The 16,231-nt window shown below is 57.4% G+C and carries 19 protein-coding genes; 8 read left to right on the forward strand and 11 right to left on the reverse strand.

Annotated elements, in window-relative coordinates; genetic code table 11:
- Nucleotides 1–10 precede the first annotated feature (10 nt).
- Genes ABD735_RS09490 through ABD735_RS09505 form a run of 4 tightly spaced genes read left to right on the forward strand, consistent with a single transcriptional unit; the run spans nucleotide 11 to nucleotide 3,080 of the window.
- Nucleotides 11–1,024: a DMT family transporter gene (locus ABD735_RS09490; RefSeq protein ID WP_344805696.1), complete on the forward strand. Its 1,014-nt coding sequence runs from the start codon at nucleotides 11–13 to the stop codon at nucleotides 1,022–1,024.
- Nucleotides 1,025–1,080: 56 nt separating this feature from the next.
- Nucleotides 1,081–1,725: a glutathione S-transferase family protein gene (locus ABD735_RS09495; protein ID WP_344805698.1), complete on the forward strand. Its 645-nt coding sequence runs from the start codon at nucleotides 1,081–1,083 to the stop codon at nucleotides 1,723–1,725.
- A gap of 60 nt (nucleotides 1,726–1,785) precedes the next feature.
- Nucleotides 1,786–2,751, forward strand: coding sequence for a curved DNA-binding protein (gene cbpA / locus ABD735_RS09500; protein WP_344805700.1), 966 nt, complete (start codon nucleotides 1,786–1,788; stop codon nucleotides 2,749–2,751).
- On the forward strand, nucleotides 2,751–3,080 hold the full coding sequence (locus ABD735_RS09505) for a chaperone modulator CbpM (RefSeq protein WP_344805702.1): 330 nt from the start codon (nucleotides 2,751–2,753) through the stop codon (nucleotides 3,078–3,080). The genes cbpA and ABD735_RS09505 overlap by 1 nt, the downstream gene beginning before the upstream one ends.
- 18 nt (nucleotides 3,081–3,098) lie before the next feature.
- Here ABD735_RS09505 and ABD735_RS09510 read toward each other — a convergent pair whose 3' ends face one another.
- A complete protein-coding gene (locus ABD735_RS09510; RefSeq protein ID WP_344805704.1) occupies nucleotides 3,099–3,503 on the reverse strand; it encodes a YgiW/YdeI family stress tolerance OB fold protein in 405 nt (134 codons plus the stop codon).
- Nucleotides 3,504–3,531: 28 nt separating this feature from the next.
- A complete protein-coding gene (gene wrbA, locus ABD735_RS09515; RefSeq protein ID WP_344805706.1) occupies nucleotides 3,532–4,143 on the reverse strand; it encodes an NAD(P)H:quinone oxidoreductase in 612 nt (203 codons plus the stop codon).
- Nucleotides 4,144–4,395: 252 nt separating this feature from the next.
- Here wrbA and ABD735_RS09520 point away from each other — a divergent pair, with 252 nt between their 5' ends.
- Nucleotides 4,396–5,403, forward strand: coding sequence for a branched-chain amino acid aminotransferase (locus tag ABD735_RS09520; RefSeq protein WP_344805708.1), 1,008 nt, complete (start codon nucleotides 4,396–4,398; stop codon nucleotides 5,401–5,403).
- Complete coding sequence (locus ABD735_RS09525; protein WP_344805710.1) at nucleotides 5,403–5,906, forward strand: CreA family protein; 504 nt, start codon at nucleotides 5,403–5,405, stop codon at nucleotides 5,904–5,906. The genes ABD735_RS09520 and ABD735_RS09525 overlap by 1 nt, the downstream gene beginning before the upstream one ends.
- Before the next feature lie 3 nt (nucleotides 5,907–5,909).
- Here the strand turns inward: ABD735_RS09525 and ABD735_RS09530 are convergent, their stop codons facing one another.
- Nucleotides 5,910–6,449, reverse strand: a complete 540-nt coding sequence (locus tag ABD735_RS09530) for a hydrolase (protein ID WP_344805712.1) — start codon at nucleotides 6,447–6,449, stop codon at nucleotides 5,910–5,912.
- Between the two features lie 22 nt (nucleotides 6,450–6,471).
- Complete coding sequence (locus ABD735_RS09535; RefSeq protein ID WP_344805714.1) at nucleotides 6,472–6,984, reverse strand: DUF2199 domain-containing protein; 513 nt, start codon at nucleotides 6,982–6,984, stop codon at nucleotides 6,472–6,474.
- A gap of 208 nt (nucleotides 6,985–7,192) precedes the next feature.
- Here ABD735_RS09535 and ABD735_RS09540 point away from each other — a divergent pair, with 208 nt between their 5' ends.
- Nucleotides 7,193–7,768, forward strand: coding sequence for a hypothetical protein (locus tag ABD735_RS09540; protein WP_344805716.1), 576 nt, complete (start codon nucleotides 7,193–7,195; stop codon nucleotides 7,766–7,768).
- Between the two features lie 49 nt (nucleotides 7,769–7,817).
- Here the strand turns inward: ABD735_RS09540 and ABD735_RS09545 are convergent, their stop codons facing one another.
- From ABD735_RS09545 to ABD735_RS09575, 7 genes are all read right to left on the reverse strand, one after another.
- Nucleotides 7,818–8,432, reverse strand: coding sequence for a MarC family protein (locus ABD735_RS09545; RefSeq protein WP_344805718.1), 615 nt, complete (start codon nucleotides 8,430–8,432; stop codon nucleotides 7,818–7,820).
- A gap of 10 nt (nucleotides 8,433–8,442) precedes the next feature.
- Entirely contained in the window at nucleotides 8,443–8,727 is a 285-nt protein-coding gene (locus tag ABD735_RS09550) for a DUF4404 family protein (RefSeq protein ID WP_344805720.1), read from the reverse strand.
- A 78-nt stretch (nucleotides 8,728–8,805) separates the two neighbouring features.
- Nucleotides 8,806–9,885: a hypothetical protein gene (locus ABD735_RS09555; RefSeq protein WP_344805722.1), complete on the reverse strand. Its 1,080-nt coding sequence runs from the start codon at nucleotides 9,883–9,885 to the stop codon at nucleotides 8,806–8,808.
- Nucleotides 9,886–9,912: 27 nt separating this feature from the next.
- Complete coding sequence (locus ABD735_RS09560) at nucleotides 9,913–11,577, reverse strand: vanadium-dependent haloperoxidase (protein WP_344805724.1); 1,665 nt, start codon at nucleotides 11,575–11,577, stop codon at nucleotides 9,913–9,915.
- Nucleotides 11,578–11,705: 128 nt separating this feature from the next.
- A complete protein-coding gene (locus ABD735_RS09565) occupies nucleotides 11,706–12,239 on the reverse strand; it encodes a GDYXXLXY domain-containing protein (protein ID WP_344805726.1) in 534 nt (177 codons plus the stop codon).
- Entirely contained in the window at nucleotides 12,232–13,272 is a 1,041-nt protein-coding gene (locus ABD735_RS09570; protein WP_344805728.1) for a DUF4401 domain-containing protein, read from the reverse strand. Before ABD735_RS09570 ends, ABD735_RS09565 begins: the two co-directional genes overlap by 8 nt.
- Nucleotides 13,269–14,195: a DUF2157 domain-containing protein gene (locus ABD735_RS09575; RefSeq protein WP_344805730.1), complete on the reverse strand. Its 927-nt coding sequence runs from the start codon at nucleotides 14,193–14,195 to the stop codon at nucleotides 13,269–13,271. The genes ABD735_RS09570 and ABD735_RS09575 overlap by 4 nt, the downstream gene beginning before the upstream one ends.
- Nucleotides 14,196–14,314: 119 nt before the next feature.
- Here ABD735_RS09575 and ABD735_RS09580 point away from each other — a divergent pair, with 119 nt between their 5' ends.
- Entirely contained in the window at nucleotides 14,315–16,216 is a 1,902-nt protein-coding gene (locus ABD735_RS09580; RefSeq protein WP_344805732.1) for a sensor domain-containing diguanylate cyclase, read from the forward strand.
- Nucleotides 16,217–16,231: the final 15 nt, after the last annotated feature.

The raw sequence follows: 16,231 nt of genomic DNA on the forward strand, positions 1-16,231 counted from the left end.
GGTAGTTCTCATGTATGCTGGCCTCGAAGGCGGATTTGAAGTGGCCATCATAGGGTCCATCCAAGAAAAGGAGAAGCAGACAATTGGTGAGTCAGTCATTTTGAAGCGGGCACGACAGACCCCATGGCTGGCCTATCTCGGTCTCACGCTGACGGCCCTGTTCTGGGCTGGCAACGCCGTAGTTGGCCGCAGCGTCGTCGATACGATTCCGCCACTGTCACTGTCATTCTATCGCTGGACCATAGCGCTGTGCATACTGCTACCACTCGGCCTGCCAGGTGTCTGGCGCCAACGTCATGTCGTGCTGGCGCACAAGTGGTCGCTGCTACTGTTGTCGGCATTGAGTGTCGGCGCGTTCAATACGCTGCTGTACCTGTCTGCGTTGAGCACCACAGCCCTCAACATCTCCCTGGTCGCCTCAACCATTCCTATCATGATCGCCTTTCTGGCATGGCTGATCCTGGGCGATCGTCTCAGGCTGCCCCAGACCTTGGGGATCGTGCTCGCCATGCTGGGTATTCTCGTGGTGATCAGCCGCGGCGACTGGGCAACCCTGACCGAGCTCAACTTTCACCTGGGTGATGTCATCATGATTGCAGCCGTGAGCTGCTGGGGCCTGTTCTCGGTGTTACTGCGACGACAGGCAGTACCACTCGAACCCATCGCCTTCCTCACGGTACAGGTGGCACTCGGCGTACTGGTCATCCTGCCATTCTACCTCGTCGATCTTCTGTTCATCTCCGGCGGCTTCATCGTCGACGCCACTGTGGTGCCACCTCTGGCTTACGTAGCCATCTTTCCGGGTCTGCTGGCTTATGCTTTCTGGAACAACGGCGTGCACACCATCGGTCCGTCGAGGGCGGCGATCTTCATGTACCTGAGCCCCATATTCACCGCCATACTGGCAGGGCTTTTCCTTGGCGAGCGCATGAGCATTTTCTATATCGCCGGTGGCGCTTTGATACTGGCCGGCCTGCAACTCACAACCCGTCGGAGACCTATCCATCCTGCTGCTGTTCCCTGAGTCACCGACAGCGTATATTTTCCGTATCTCGGCCAAGCTACCCAGGATCTGTGTGCATGAAACTCGTCATCGGCAACAAGAATTACTCATCGTGGTCACTCAGACCGTGGCTCCTGCTGCGCGCGCATGATATCGACTTCGAAGAGATCATGATTCAACTCGCTACCGCTGCTACAGCAAGCGAGATTGATCAGTACAACAGCGCGGGTAAGGTCCCGGTATTGCTCGATCAAGGCCTGACGGTCTGGGATTCGCTGGCCATCTGCGAATATGTCTCTGAACACTATCTGGCAGGCAAGGGCTGGCCAGCGGATCCCGCTCGGAGGGCTGAAGCCAGAGCCTGCAGCGCCGAGATGCACGCCGGTTTCGCCAGCCTTCGCGAAGCCATGCCGATGAACTGTCGGGCCAGTGGACGGCGCGTCCTCATCAGCGATGCTCTGGCGCGGGATATCGAGCGAATCGATGCACTATGGTCTCAAATGCTGCAGCGGCACGGGGGCCCATGGTTGTTCGGCGAGTTTTCGATTGCCGACTGCATGTTCGCACCGGTGGTCTTCCGTTTTTCGACGTACGCCGTCGATATATCCTCGCTGTCGCGCACGTATATGGACACAGCACTGGCTCACCCAGCGATGCTGGACTGGCTTTCCCAGGCACGAGCCGAAGCGGCCACCATAGATCGATCCGAAGTTGGCCGCTGAATGGTACCGCCGGTCAAGCTGAGAACGCAGATCAACGACTAGTGTCAGGAGTGATCAGATATGGAGTTCAAGGACTTTTACGCGGTACTGGGGGTCGACCCAGGCGCTGACGACAAGGCGATCAAGACAGCGTATCGAAAGCTGGCGCGGCAGTACCATCCTGACGTGAGCAAGGTGACCGACGCCGAGGCCAGATTCAAGGAAGTCGCTGAAGCCTACGAGGTGCTGAAGAACCACGATAAGCGCGCAGAGTACGATGCGCTGCGGGAGGCGCGCCGCCGCGGTCCTGCTGGCGGTACGGGACGACAGGGCCAGGCTGGAGGCGGCTTCAGTGGCGGCGGCGAGCAGTTCGCCTCAGACGCTGACTTCACCGACTTTTTCAACTCCGTCTTCGGTGGGGCGGGTGCCGACAGAGGCTTCAGCCGCCAGCAGTCGAGGCGTGATCCGTTCCAGCAGAAGGGGCGTGATCTCGAGATGGAATGGCCTGTTCTGCTAGAAGAAAGCCTGGCGGAACAGACCGTTCCCATCGATTTCACGGTGCCGCAACCAGATGCGCGAGGGCAGGTCGAGGAAACGCGCAAGTCGCTCAAGGTGAAAATTCCGGCAGGGGTTCGCGACGGTGAACGGATCCGTCTGAAAGGCCAAGGTGGGCCTGGCATGGCGAACGGCCCGAGTGGCGACCTCTACCTGCATATCCGTCTGGTGCCGCATCCGCTGTTTGACGTCGAGGGCGACAACCTCGTCCTCACGCTGCCGCTGGCCCCCTGGGAAGCAGCACTGGGCACGAAGGTCACCGTACCGACCCTGACCGGCAAGGTCAGCATGAGCATTCCGCCCAATAGTCAGTCCGGGCAACGGCTCCGGATCAAGGGGAAGGGGCTGGTAGGCAAGCGTGGAACTGGTGATCTGTTCGCTGTGCTCAAGATCGTGCTGCCCAGAACGGACAGCGAAGAAGTGAAAAAACTCTGGAGCCAACTGGCCGACACGGCAAGTTTCAACCCACGTGAAGAGTGGAGTAAGCAGTGATGACACAAGCCACAAATGTGCATTCACCCAGCCTGGAGATGAGCCTCGACGAGTTGTGTCAGTCGGCGCATCTGCCTACCGACTACCTGGTTGAGCTGGTGCAGTATAATATTGTGCTACCAATCGCCGGCGCCGAGCCTCGGGAGTGGCTATTCAGCATCGCCGCCGTGACCCGCGTGAACAAGGCCGCCCGTCTACATCGCGATCTCGACATGGACTGGGCAGATGTTGCACTGGTGCTGGACCTACTGGAAGACATCGACCGCCTGAGAACCGAGAACGATCAGCTGAAACAGCAGCTCAATCGGCTACTCACCGTCATCCAGTAACAGGGCTCTGATACGGGGTCAGATATCCAACTCGCGGTCACGCCCGAGTACTGGCTGCTGCCTGGTGGGCAGACCTTCATCGATGACCTGCAGACTGCCGACATCGATCCTGACCTCTTCGAAATCAAGCTCGACCTCGCCAGTGATGCGAACTTTCATCTCTGGCGTGACTTCGGTGCCACTGAACACTGCCTCGTCGATCTCGACCTTCATGTCGCCGGTATGATCCTTGAACCAGTAGTGTTCATCATCGATCTGCTTCACGAGAAAACCGGTCAGCGAGACATCCCTGTCCTCACCTCTTTCTTCAATGACTTTCTCGACGGTGGTGCCTGCCTCCACTGCGCCGGCCCCGACAAACTCTGCCAAGGCATGGGCCGGTGCTAATATCAGCATCAGCGACAAGGGTATTGTCCTGTTCATACGCTGTCTCCTGATTTGCGAGGCCCGGCTATTGACGCCCGGCCACGAGCGCAGAAGTGACTTCCGCAACATGTTTGCCCTGGCTGGTCGCAATAGCGAGCTCATTTTCGCTGGGCATACGTGACCCATCGCCGCCGGCAATTGTCGTTGCGCCGTAGGGCGTGCCACCCGAGACCTCATCAAGCGTGACCAGTCGCTTTTCCGTGTATGGCATACCGACGATGGTCATGCCCAGGTGGAGCAGGTTGACTATGGTGGATATTATGGTGGTCTCCTGCCCGCCGTGCTGGGAGGCCGTCGAGCTGAACACCGACCCGACCTTGCCCACCAGTTTGTCCTGGGCCCAGAGGCCACCGGTCTGGTCGAGGAAGTTCGCCATTTGCGAGCTCATGCGACCGTACCGGGTGGGCACGCCCAGAATGATGGCATCGTAGTCCGGCAGCTCGTCCACCTTCGCGATCGGTGCCGCCTGGTCCAGCTTGAAATGGCTTTTTTTCGCCACATCCTCAGGCACCAGTTCCGGCACCCGCTTGATGACACACTCAGTGCCCGCTACGGCATCACAGCCTTTCTTGACAGCCTGGGCCATCTTTTCAATGTGACCATAAGACGAGTAATACAGAATCAGAACCTTGGCCATGGCGTATGCCCTCCCGGAAATTTTCCTTCATTGTCTGAAGTCATACGCAAGGCAGCCTGCTTTACGCCACCTTCGGCGTCCCGCCTGCCAGCACCACCGCCAGCGTCGTTTTGTATGTCGACAACACCCACCGGGCATATCTGCTGGCCAGGCACTGTTACTCCACACGTGTTTACAGTAAATTAGCAGGATCTCTTTTCTCGCTGGCCCCGAGCTTGTCTCAGGTGCCGTCGTACTCTCAGGAACATTTCAATGACAGCGTTTGGCAGTGTCTTCATGCCTGAAATGGCAGCCGCCCGTTTCAACGGCACCTCCTGGTCTCCGGCCGAAATCGTTTCCGGTGAGCGAATCGAACTGCACCCGGGTGCGCACGTGCTGCAATATGCCAGCACCTGTTTTGAGGGTCTCAAGGCCTTCAAACATGCCGATGGCAGCGTGAAGATTTTCAGAATGGACCGAAATGTGGCGCGGCTTGCACAGAGCACCGAGCTGCTCGGCATGCCTGCCATCGACAAGCCTGCAGTGACCCAGATGATTCTGGACATCGTCGGCCGCTTCGCTTCGCAGGTGCCAGAGCCGCCAGGCTCCATGTATATCCGGCCGAGCCATATCGGTACCGAGGCTGCGATCGGCAAGGCTGCTGCCTCCACGGCTACTTCATTGCTGTATGTCATGCTCTCCCCGGTGGGTGACTATTTCGCCGGCAACGACAAGACGCTCAGGCTGCTACTGGATGATGAGGGTATGCGATGTGCGCCGCACATGGGCACGGTGAAGTGTGGTGGCAACTATGCCAGCGCCCTGCTCGCCATACAGCGCGCCAAGGCTACGGTTCAGGCCGACCAGGTACTGTTCTGTCCCGGTGGCGACGTTCAGGAAACCGGTGCGGCCAACTTCCTGCTCATCGACGGCAATGAAGTCATCACCAAGGCGCTCGACCAGAGCTTTCTGCATGGCGTGACCCGTGACTCTATTCTGACGCTGGCCAGGGATATGGGTTTCGATGTGCAGGAGCGCGAACTGTCGGTTGACGAGCTACTCGAGCGAGCCACGAAGCCAGGCTGCGAAGCCGCCCTCTCAGGCACTGCTGCTGTGCTGGCACCAGTCGGCACGCTGCTTTACAACGGGCATGAATATTCGGTTGGCGATGGCCTGGCGGGTAAAACCACGAAGAGATTTCGTCAGGCCCTGAATGATATCCAATGGGGTCGCGCAGAAGATACCCATGGCTGGCTCACGGCTGTCGAGGTGAAGGCCTGATGGCCCGTAGGCTGAAGTTCAGGCGCTTGCCGACCGTGGGCTTCGTTGTCCTGCTCGCAGCGCTTGGCCTTTCAGCCTGCAACGACGACGAAGTTGGCGATGTTTCCCTCGGCTTGTTCACGACCAAGGATATCAAGATCGAAATTCTGCAGGATCCTGAAGTGCCCGGCGTTACCTGTCACATATCCAGCATCGAAGCCAACCTGCAGTTCAGCGATCCTTCAGACATGAGTATTGCCTGCCGCCAGACCGGTGAAATAACGGCAGAAATGCTGGCGGCCATCGACAAGTCGAAGAGCGGCAATATCGTCTTTCGCAAGTCAAAATCAGTCTTTTTCAAGACCCTGAAAATTCGACGTGTGCTCGATCAGCAGTCGCAGTCGCTGATGTATATCGCCTACAGCACCAAGGAAACCAGCGGCAGCTACAAACACAGTCTGTCTACCGTGCCGCTCTGGGGCACCAAGGCCTACGGTGCGTTTTCGACGCCGGCAGGCAGCTGACGCCTATCTCACCAGACGGCTGATATCGCGGAATGCTTCCGCTTCAGCCGTTCGCAGCATCTCGAACAGACACATCTCCGTCGTCGTCACGTCAGCGCCCGCCAGACGCATCTTGTGTAACGCGAGCTTCTTGTTCTCCACCTTGCGAGCGCTGACGGCATCTGCGATCACATGAACCTCCAGAAGATTTTCGAGCAGGTCTATAGCGGTCTGATATACGCAGACATGCGTTTCGATACCGACAAGCAGCACCTGTCGTCGTCTGGTGTCTGCGAGCGCCTCGTTAAAGGCGTCGTTGCCGAGACAGCTGAAAGTGGTTTTCGCCATTGGCTTCAGTGTGCCCATCAGCTCGGCCAACTCAGGCACGGTCTCGCCCAGCTTGTCGGGCACCTGTTCGTTCCAGAGTATCGGTATGTCGAGCCGGTGACAGGCCTGAATCATGATGCTGATATTGGCGATAAGGCTGTCGCGTTCGTGCATCAACGAGGCCAGGCGCCCCTGCACATCGACGATGACCAATACCGCATCAACTGAGTTCAACATAAGTTGCGTCCTTTCAATAACTTTAGTGTAAGGCTGAACGCGGCAGCGCCGCCGCCAGCGTTGGCCTTGGATGAAATTCGTGGACCCGTTCGAGCGCATAGCCCTGTCGCTGATCCTGCCCGAGCGAATGCTCGGTATCAGCTACCGTAATGGCCGGACGCTGTGTGGCCGTGCCGAGTTGCACCGTCACGGCTAAGCCGCGTGTGCCGGTATAACCAGCCATCTCATTGGCGAGAATACCGAGAAATGGCTGCTTCCTTGAATTGTCGCGCTCGTAAGCACGCACGTAAGCAAAGAAATCCTCTCCGGGCACCTCGACCCAGACACCCCACTCGAAAAAGCGGTCACTGCCTTCGATCGCGATCCGAAGCACTCCCCTCAGGAAGTATCTGTCGTCGAGCTTGCACAAATCGGCATCGATCTGCGCTCTTGCCATACGTTCAGCCGGACTGATTCGCCAGATGGCATCCGGCATCTGATAAGCCCGGTCCAGAATAAATGTGTTGATATCCTTGCCGCAGCAGCTGCAGTTCATCTCGTGGCTCCGTCCGTCCAATAATATATGCGCCTTTCCGACCTGTTATAGCACATCGTCGGGCCTGCGCGGCAGCGCTAGATGGCCACCGAGAATCTCGGGTACGTTCGCGCCGTCTGCTTTGGCCATCTGCTGAATACTGGAGTAGCCGAAGCGCTTAACTTAAGATTAAACTGGTGTTACTTTTCCGTCACAAGGAGACGCTCTCATGATCTGTAAACGTGCCCTTTTTATTGCTGTCGGACTGGCGCTAACGCCTGCGGCCGCTACTGCAGACGAAATCACTGAAGCCATCGATACCGGCCTCAGCGCTTATAAGGATGGTGACATGTCGACCGCGGCGAGCCAGCTCGACTATGCCTCCACACTGATCAGACAGAAAAAAGCCGAGCAGATCACTGCAGTATTTCCAGACCCCATGAGCGGATGGGAAGCCGAAGATGCGGAAAGTGAGTCTTCAGGCGCAGCGATGTTCGGCGGCGGTATTTCGGCTAACAGAAGCTATCGGAAAGGTGATGCGGATCTGACCATCGAACTGGTCATGGACTCGCCGATGCTGCAATCGATGATGGGCATGTTCAATAATCCATCCATGATCGCCATGCAGGGTGGCAAGCTCATCAAGATCGCTGGCAACAACGCGATGCTCGAAGAGAAAGATGATCGTACCAAAATTGTCTTCGTGGCCAACAACTCCGCGCTGTTCACACTCACCGGCAACGGCGTGAAAACCGATGAAGTCAAAGCCTACGCCAACGCGATCAAGCTCGACAAACTGAAGTAATCACCCGCTCAGCAGCAGAGCCGGTCACCCGATCGGCTCTGCAACCCACTCAGGCCGCCAGCCAAAGATTTCGCACACCGTCATAGATAAACTGCACCGCCAATGCAGCCAGTATGACCCCAAGAAAGCGCCGCAGAATTTCATCGCCCGTCTTGCCAATCACCCGCTTCAGATAACGCGCTGCCAGCATCAGCAACAAGGTCAGCAGGAGTATGCTGACAATGGAAGCCGTAATGGCCAGCTGGCCTTCGGCATCTGCGGCGCGAGAGAACAACAGTATGGCCAGGGTAAGCGAACCCGGCCCTGCCAGCAAAGGAATAGACATCGGATAGACCGAAATGTCCTCTTTGCTGGTATGTACGCTAAAGCGGATCTCGCCGGTAATCATCCTGAATGCGGTAAAGAAGAGCAGGACACCGCCAGAGATACGCAAGGCGTTGATATTGATGCCAAGCTGATGGAACAGCGCCTCGCCGTACAAGCCGAACACGATCAGCAGGGTGCCGCTGATGAGGACCGACTTGATGGCCATCACCAGCCGGTGCCGGCGCTCGTCCGCCGGCAACAGTGAATGGAAAATGAGGGCAGCACCGATCGGATCGATGATCACGAACAGTGCAGTCAGGGCATTGAGGTAAAGTGGGAAAAAGCTGTCGGGAGTCACCTGAGCCGCATCAGATACCGATACGAGCCAGGGTGTTGATTATTTCGCGCATCACGCGCTCGGCGGTAGGATGTTCTGCCGCAAAGCGGGTTTCCAGTAATGTGGCCTGTTCGGCGATCTGCGTGGTGTCTGCGCCGTCCATATCCCGATCCGAGTCATCAGAATCGATATCATGGACAGACTGCACTTCAGCTTCAAGATCCTCGATCATCCTGCGAGTCTCAGGATCGAGATCGGTCGTTCTGATCTCGTCCTGAAGTTGATTCAGCAGCAGCCTGATATTTTGAATGCTCATCGTTCGAATGCTCCTGGTATGCAGATAGCTATTACAGAATACAGCATACTACGAGTTGCCCCGAAGGTCAGACGCAATCTACTGACGGTTCTGTAAAGTAAAGTCAGCGGGTACTGCGAACTGGCTGTCACGAATGGGCTGTTCTGATGCGGATGTGACTTCGTAGATATAACGGACGTTAGGATCGGTCTTGTCACCTGTGACCATTTTCTCTGCCTGTTTGCTGAAGAAACCACCGACGACATCCATGGCCTGGTCTTCAAGCGAACCGCCGCTGGCAGTCGAAGCTTTTGGTGCCCGCGCTTCCTGACAGGCCTTGGTATCGGAATACCATTCCACCTTGATGGATAGCGGATAGCCTTCTATTTTTGCCAGCGACCGGGTGAAGTCGTTGAACTCCTCGGCATCGGTTTTCTCGATGTCGCCAGTGAAGGCACTCAATGCCCGGACGCCTTCCCTGCCGAGCAGCCGGATCATGGGATCGCTGTCCTTGGTCGCCTTCAGATAGCCTTCAGTGAACTGATTGTGGGTACGCCACACAGCCTGCATCGATTCGTCAGGATCAGTGGTCCAGAACACGAAGCTGACAGTGCTCTTGTCCTTGCGCTTCGCGGAATCCTGGAACTCAACCACCCAGTCCATCGTGTACTCTCTGGCATCCATGCCTGAAATGACCCGCTGTTTGCCCGTCGATTTCACTTCAGTATCGTTGCGAACCAGCTCGACCTGACAGCCGAGTTCCTCGTAACTCTCGTAATCCTCGGTGTCTTCCTCTTCATCCGAGTCCGTTTTCTCGTTCCAGGCTTCGAGGCCGGAGGTACAGCCAGTCAGGCTGCATTCCTGGTAAGTCTCATTGTCGAAGTCGACCTGCCACACAAGATTCTTGTCGAGCCTGAAAATGTCCTGCACATCGGAGTTCAACCAGCGCATCACGAAGCTGTCGAACTCAGTCTTCTGCTTGATACTGCGCATATCGTCACGAGTGTAGACAGTCTGCACGCCACTAAAATCGGGAACGAAGCGACCATTGACGGTAAACTTCGCTTCCACGACCGCCGTCGGATTGGTAGGCGTGGTGTCTACAGTCTTTCCGGCACAAGCAGCCAGGATGGCGTAGCCACCCAGGACGGTTGCGAGCTTCAATGGCGCCAATTTCATATCGAATTCCTTTTCAGTCAAATGTTACTAGCGGACAGACGTGTCACCAGTCCAGAAACGCTCAGCCAGTTCATAGGCCTTGGTGCCAATCTGCTCACCCATCACTCTCGCTCGCAGGTCGCCATCCTGAATATGGATGCCGCCGTAGATGCGTGAACGGGAAGCTTCATTGGCAGCATCCTTGAAGGTCGGCCAGCGCAGTACTAATTCTTCTGACGGACCGGAGTCGTAAACGAGCGTATTCACGCCGACAACAAACTGTCCCAGCATGTCAGGTTTGTCGTCACCATTGATATCCTGAACGGTCACGGTGGTGCCATCATAAAAGGTTGGCGATCCGGTAAAGCGCGTCAGCACTTCAGCTGCCGAGGCGCTGAATGTACTGTGACCAGAGACATACTCAGGGAAAGGCGGCGTCACGAAAGTCGGATTCTGATAAGGGCGCCAGTCCTGACCAGGAATCTGTTGCACGCCCTCACCAATGACGTACGCGGTCACTATCTGATCCTTATAAAGATAAGGGATGGCAGCCGCCGGACGCGGAGAGTCGTATTCGCGCTTGGCGTCCCAGGCTGCAATGCCTGCGTCGAGCAGGGCTGCGTTAAGCGCGAAGAACATCTTCACATCTTCTTCGACGCTATTGTTATCACGTCCAGACACGCCATGAGCGAGCTGGTTCCAGTGGCCCGGAGGGGCCTCGGTGCGTGGGCCGTCGGCCCAGAACTCCGCTGAAGCCCGTTCATAGTCGGTGAGCGTGCCGTTGATGGTCAGCACTTCCTGAAATTGTTCTCTGAAGGCCGCATCGTTGGTGGTCAGGTCGCCCTGGCCATCGGTATAAGGGGAGAAATCATTGAGTACTGGCGGCGGGCCTGGTCTGAATTCGTCGCCGCTGGCCATCGCGAATGGCGTGACTGCGCCCCAGTGCGGGGTCAGGAACTTCTGTTCGTTGAAGCTCGCAGGATCGTTGACATCAACGACAGGATGCCCTTCGGCGTCCTTGGTAGTACCCGTTGGCACTCTCAGTGGTTGCCAGATATTTGGATCGTAATTGACGCCATTGATACCGTTGACCGCATCAGGGTTGGCACTGTTGCGGGCGACATAGGTCGGTGTGGCATAGCCAGACACGGGCGTATCCGCGTAATTCGCTGCCGCGTTGGAGCCGTCGGCAGCACGCTTGGCCAGTGCGGCTTCAGCGGCCAGGAATCCAATACCATCAGGGGTGTCCGCAGTGCCTGCCGTCAGGACAGGATAGCCGAGGCGTTGCATATACTCGCTGAAGTTGCCAGTGGACGCTTCGTAGTTGGGGAACTGCCTGACCAGGACCTGATAGGCCGCCTGGCTCACCGCTCTAGCCCTGTTGTCTTCCGTGAAGGCCTGTTCTGCCTTCAGCGTTGGATCCAGAGCGTAAGGCACAGCGACGTCATCAAATGCAGACCACGCATCATACATGGCGGAAGACAGTATGAAGAGTTGGCGGGTGGTTACTGTTGGCCGTGCACCGCTTTCGCGTATGCCAGCCAGGCCCAGCTCATTCCACTGGGACACAAGGCTCAAGCCTTCGTTGAACGGCTCGCGCTCTGCACGAAGGGTCGTCTTCTCCTTATCGTCATCAGAGCAGGCTGACAGCATTGGCAGAATCGCCAGACCAATAGCCAGGGCAAGACAGTGCTTTTTCAACGAAAAGGACATACAGACAACTCCAAATGACAGACCTTCGAACCGGATGTAAAAAGTGGCGAAAGTCTACATTGACATTCATTAATATGTATATGGTGGTTTTGCGCAGGTATGTAAAGTTGGGTATCAGCGCTCGTTCATCAGGGCTGTGGCGGCTGTAGATGTTCCAGCTCGGTACCGTGCAGGCCAGTCAATATAAGCGTCCCGTCCTCTCCAAGTCTGAACTGCCCGTACCTGGCTGCTTCGTACGGTGTATCCTGGCCTTCCTGGAAGAAAAATGCGTCAGTGGCAAATTCCACCTGCCCCCTGCGAATCCGGTATTGAAGCTGCACTTCATCTGCGCGGGTAGTGACCGCACTGTCTCCAACCACGTCTGGCACGAAGTCCTGCAGGCGATGGAAGCTGGCGACCTGCCGATCGTCGAGCCTGACGATCAGACTACCGTCGGCCGCCTGCGGCATCTCATCGGTCTGAGCCAGGGCCTGACGGATATCATTTTCGATGGCGAAGCGCAGCGCCATGTAATCGCCTTGCATCAGCGAGCGGGGGTCTACCGGCGCCAGCTCGAGATACAGGACTTTTCCTTCGTTCAGAATGCGTTCCTTTTCGACCACCGCCCAATTGAAGCCGGCCAGAATACCGACCAGAACGAGCACGACCAGATGTCTAGCCATGGGCGCCGCCTTCGCCAGTCCGCGGCAGCCATCGCAAAAATAGCCACCGACCCAGCAGCATGAGCAGGCCCAGCACCAACAGGGATGCTGACTTGAAGAGCAACGTTTCCCCCAGGAAGTAATAGTAGCGGGACATGAAATACAGCAAGGCGATGAGGCCGAGGCCTGCCATCACCCGACTGCGAGCGTGAACGCCCATGAGCAGAACAATCAGACCTGCATTGAGTCCGGGCGCCACGAAGGCCACTGCAGCGACAAACAGAGCTCCGCCCAGAGCGAGCAAAGCAGGCTTGTGCGTGAGGGGCTGCTGATAGTGAATCAGCATCATCGCGACCACGGCGAGGCTTGCCAGGGCAGCCAGACTCTTGCTCAGCCACGGGGTGAACCATGAGAAGCCAGCCGCTGCAGACGCAGGTATCGCATCGGCCATCACAGTCCCAAGTTCCTGCAGCCCGACCGTTACGCTACTCATGCTGATCAGGTTCAGCGCCAGGCCGAAACCCGCAGCTCGCATCAACTGACCATGCTGAGGGTAGGCCGACTGCTTCAGCCACACCCAGCCAGTGAGGAGAATGAATAGCCCCTGACTCACTGAGACCAACCCGCCGAGCATCAAGGTCAGGCCCAGCGCGTACGATGCTACCAGCGTGGAAAAAACCCGATGCAGAAAATCTGGCATGATGCGGATGAGCACGAGCTGGAAGACGGCGGTCACCAGCCAGGGCACCACAGTGTGCGGAGCGTTGCTGGCCCGAAAGATACTCCAGATGACCAGCGCCTGGCCTGCGAGGCTGATCGCCAGTGCAAGATGTTCAAGAAAGTCGTTTGGATGACTGCGCAGAATGGCCCAGGCTATCCCGACCAGCACCAGGCCCGTCACCAGGGACGCCAGGATATTCTGCAGCAACTCCAGGAAGCCCAGGCCGAGAAAGCCGAAGAGAAAGAGCGAAGCGAACCAGCCCGATATGCCGAGCATGAGCTTGATGTACCAGGGCGAGTCGTCGGAGCGGCTGGTGGCCAGGGATGCGGTCATGACTGCCACTGCCTGTGAATGCGTCTGAGCATCCGACCGGAAACGGCACCCAGTCCGATCGTGGCTACGGCCAGCAGAACCAGCGCTGAGGGATCACCATCACTCAAGACAAGGCGGGCAATATTGGCAATGATCACCATGATGGCGGCAAGACAGCAGCCCGTCAGCATGAACAGATCCCGGATACACCAGTAATAGACGCCGAAGGTCAATCCCAGCCAACCCGACCAGATAAGCAACAGTAGCAGCGACTCGAGGTTGAGCAGGGCCAGCGCGGTGATCGAGCCGCCTGCGGCTACGGCCAGAATCCGGGGCCCCCACCGGCCAGTCAGCCAGCGCAACTCCCCTCTCAGCCCCTCCCAGAGCACCAGCGCCCCCAGGTTGAATTCGAACAACACCCAGAGCAGTCCGTATTCGGCATCGGCCAGCACCCAGAACACGCCGTCAAAAGCCTGGAAGTACAGCACCAGTGTGAGATTGAACAAGGCGAACCAGGCCAGCCATAGCACGTTTGACCGGCCCAGGAGCGTCCACGGCAGCATCAGTCCTGCCCAGGTCGCGAAGAGCTGCCAGCTATCGGCACCGGTCTGGTAGGTCTGGCCATATAAGGCCAGCAGCACGCCGAGCAGAAGACTCGCCAGCAAAAGCATCAGACGAGGGGCCGTGTGCAGCGCGCCATGCCGGCCGGCCAGCCACCAATACAGGCCCACCGTCACTACAAGCGCAGCTTCAACCAGCGCAAAATGCGCGAGTCGTCCGAACCCGTTCCAGTTATAGGCAATGAAGAACAGCAGCGAAAAAGCCAGAGCGAGGCTACCGAATGCCAGCAGAAGTCGGTCGATGAAGACGTGCCAGTCTCGCGGCGAAGGCATGGCTGGCTCGGCCGATGTGCCGGCTGGGTCTTGCAGAGTGTAATCCGTCATGGGCACCGCCCCAGATAACAAGCCAGATAATTTTCCGATTGAGATTAAGACGATACCCGCATATTTGATAATTGAACAGATAGAATACATTGAACTTGCACAGGACCCATCTACACTTAATGGCAGATAGTAACGCCGCAGTAGGGGGCAAGATCATCACCAGGATTTTTAGGAGCCTCGGGCTCGCTGTCTGCTGCCTGCTATTCGTGGTCGCGACCTACGCAGGGGCTCGCACGCCTGTCGATACCGATCAGTCATTCATCGATCTGCAACCGCTCGTTGATGTCTATGTCGACGACGCTGGTCACCTGTCACTCGAGGAGGTTCAGGCACTACCGCCCTCGGTCTGGCGTCAATCGACCGAAGACCGGCTCTCGCTGGGCTTCAATACCGCAGTGCACTGGTTCAAGCTTGATCTGCGCATAGAACAGCCAGGCAATGAGGGCTGGTTGCTCGAGCTGGCCTACCCGCTTATCGACCAGGTCGAACTTTTTATTGTGCGGGACGGAACAATTATCCGCTCTGGTCGGACTGGTGATGGTGTGGCCTTTGATGAGCGACCATTGAACCACCGTAACTTCCTCTTCCCGCTAGCGCTCGACGAACCAGGTGACCTGACGCTCTATTTGCAGGTGCAGACCGACGGGGCGATGGAGCTACCGCTATACCTCTGGCAGAAAAATGCGTTTCTCGAAGCCGAAGGCACCGTGCTGGCGTTGCAGTCCATGTATTTCGGTCTGATGATCGGCATGCTGCTGTACAACCTCTTCATTTTTCTTGTGCTGCGCGATCGGAGCTACTTCTGGTACCTCGGCGTTACCGCATCGATCATGCTGTTCCAGGCCAGCCTGCATGGTTTCGGATTCCAGTACCTATGGCCAGACTGGCTGTGGATGCAGGATCAGTCGGTGGCCGTCATGGCCGCCTGCTCCTCAGCATTCACCGTGCTGTTCGCCAGAAGCTTTCTCGGCTATACCGGCTCAAGAAGTTTTGGCGCGGTTGGCCTGAAATGGCTCGCCATCATTAGCGTGGCGGTCGTCATTCTCAGCCTCATACTGCCCTACCAGCATGCCATTCGCCTCTCCGCTTCGCTGGGCGCCATTATACCAATCCTGGTCATGGCCGCTGGTATATCCCAGTGGCGCACCGGGAGTCTCTCAGCCCGCTATTTCACCATTGCCTGGTCGGTATTCATGGCGGCGACAGTGGTACTCGTGTTGAGCAAGTTCGGATACATTCCGAGTAGCCCGTATACCGAAAACGCGCAGCAGATCGGCTCTGCCATGGAAGTCCTTCTACTGTCCATCGCGCTCGCCCAGCGCTTCTCTGAAGAGCGCAGCAAGCGTCTTGAAGCCCAGGACCAGGCACTCACCAGCGAACGCATGGCACGCGAGGCTCAGCAGGAGATCGCCCGCACTCAGCGGGCTGCCGCCGAACGGCTCGAACATCGAGTGACCGAACGCACTGCAGAACTTCAATCCGCGATGCTGCAATTGTCGGAAGCAAATACCCTGTTGCGGAATCTGAGCTCCCTCGACGGCCTGACCGGCGTGCATAACCGACGCGCCTTCGATGAACGCCTCGACCTGGAATGGCGGCGGGCGCTACGCAACGAGACGCTGCTGTCCCTTCTGCTGATCGACCTTGATCATTTCAAGCGGCTCAACGACAGTGCGGGCCATCTGGCCGGTGACGAATGTCTGCGTCAAGTCGCCGACTGCATCAAGGGTAATATTCGCCGTCCTCCCGACTTCTGCGCGCGCTTCGGCGGCGAGGAATTCGTGGTCATCCTGCCCGAAACCGATGCGCAGGGCGCGATAGATACCGCCAACCGCATCCGCCGCAGTATCGAAAACCTCGATATTCGCTTCAACGAGCATTCACTCAAACTCACTGCCAGCATTGGCTGTTGCAGCGTCGTTCCTCGCGCTGACGTCGAGGTTCATTCCCTGATCGAAAATGCTGACAAGGCGCTGTATGCCGCCAAGGACGCCGGTCGAAACCTCGTCGAGGTCGCCTGAGGGGTATCGGACACT

Source organism: Allohahella marinimesophila (assembly GCF_039538005.1).
GTDB classification, from domain to species: Bacteria; Pseudomonadota; Gammaproteobacteria; order Pseudomonadales; family Oleiphilaceae; genus Allohahella; species Allohahella marinimesophila.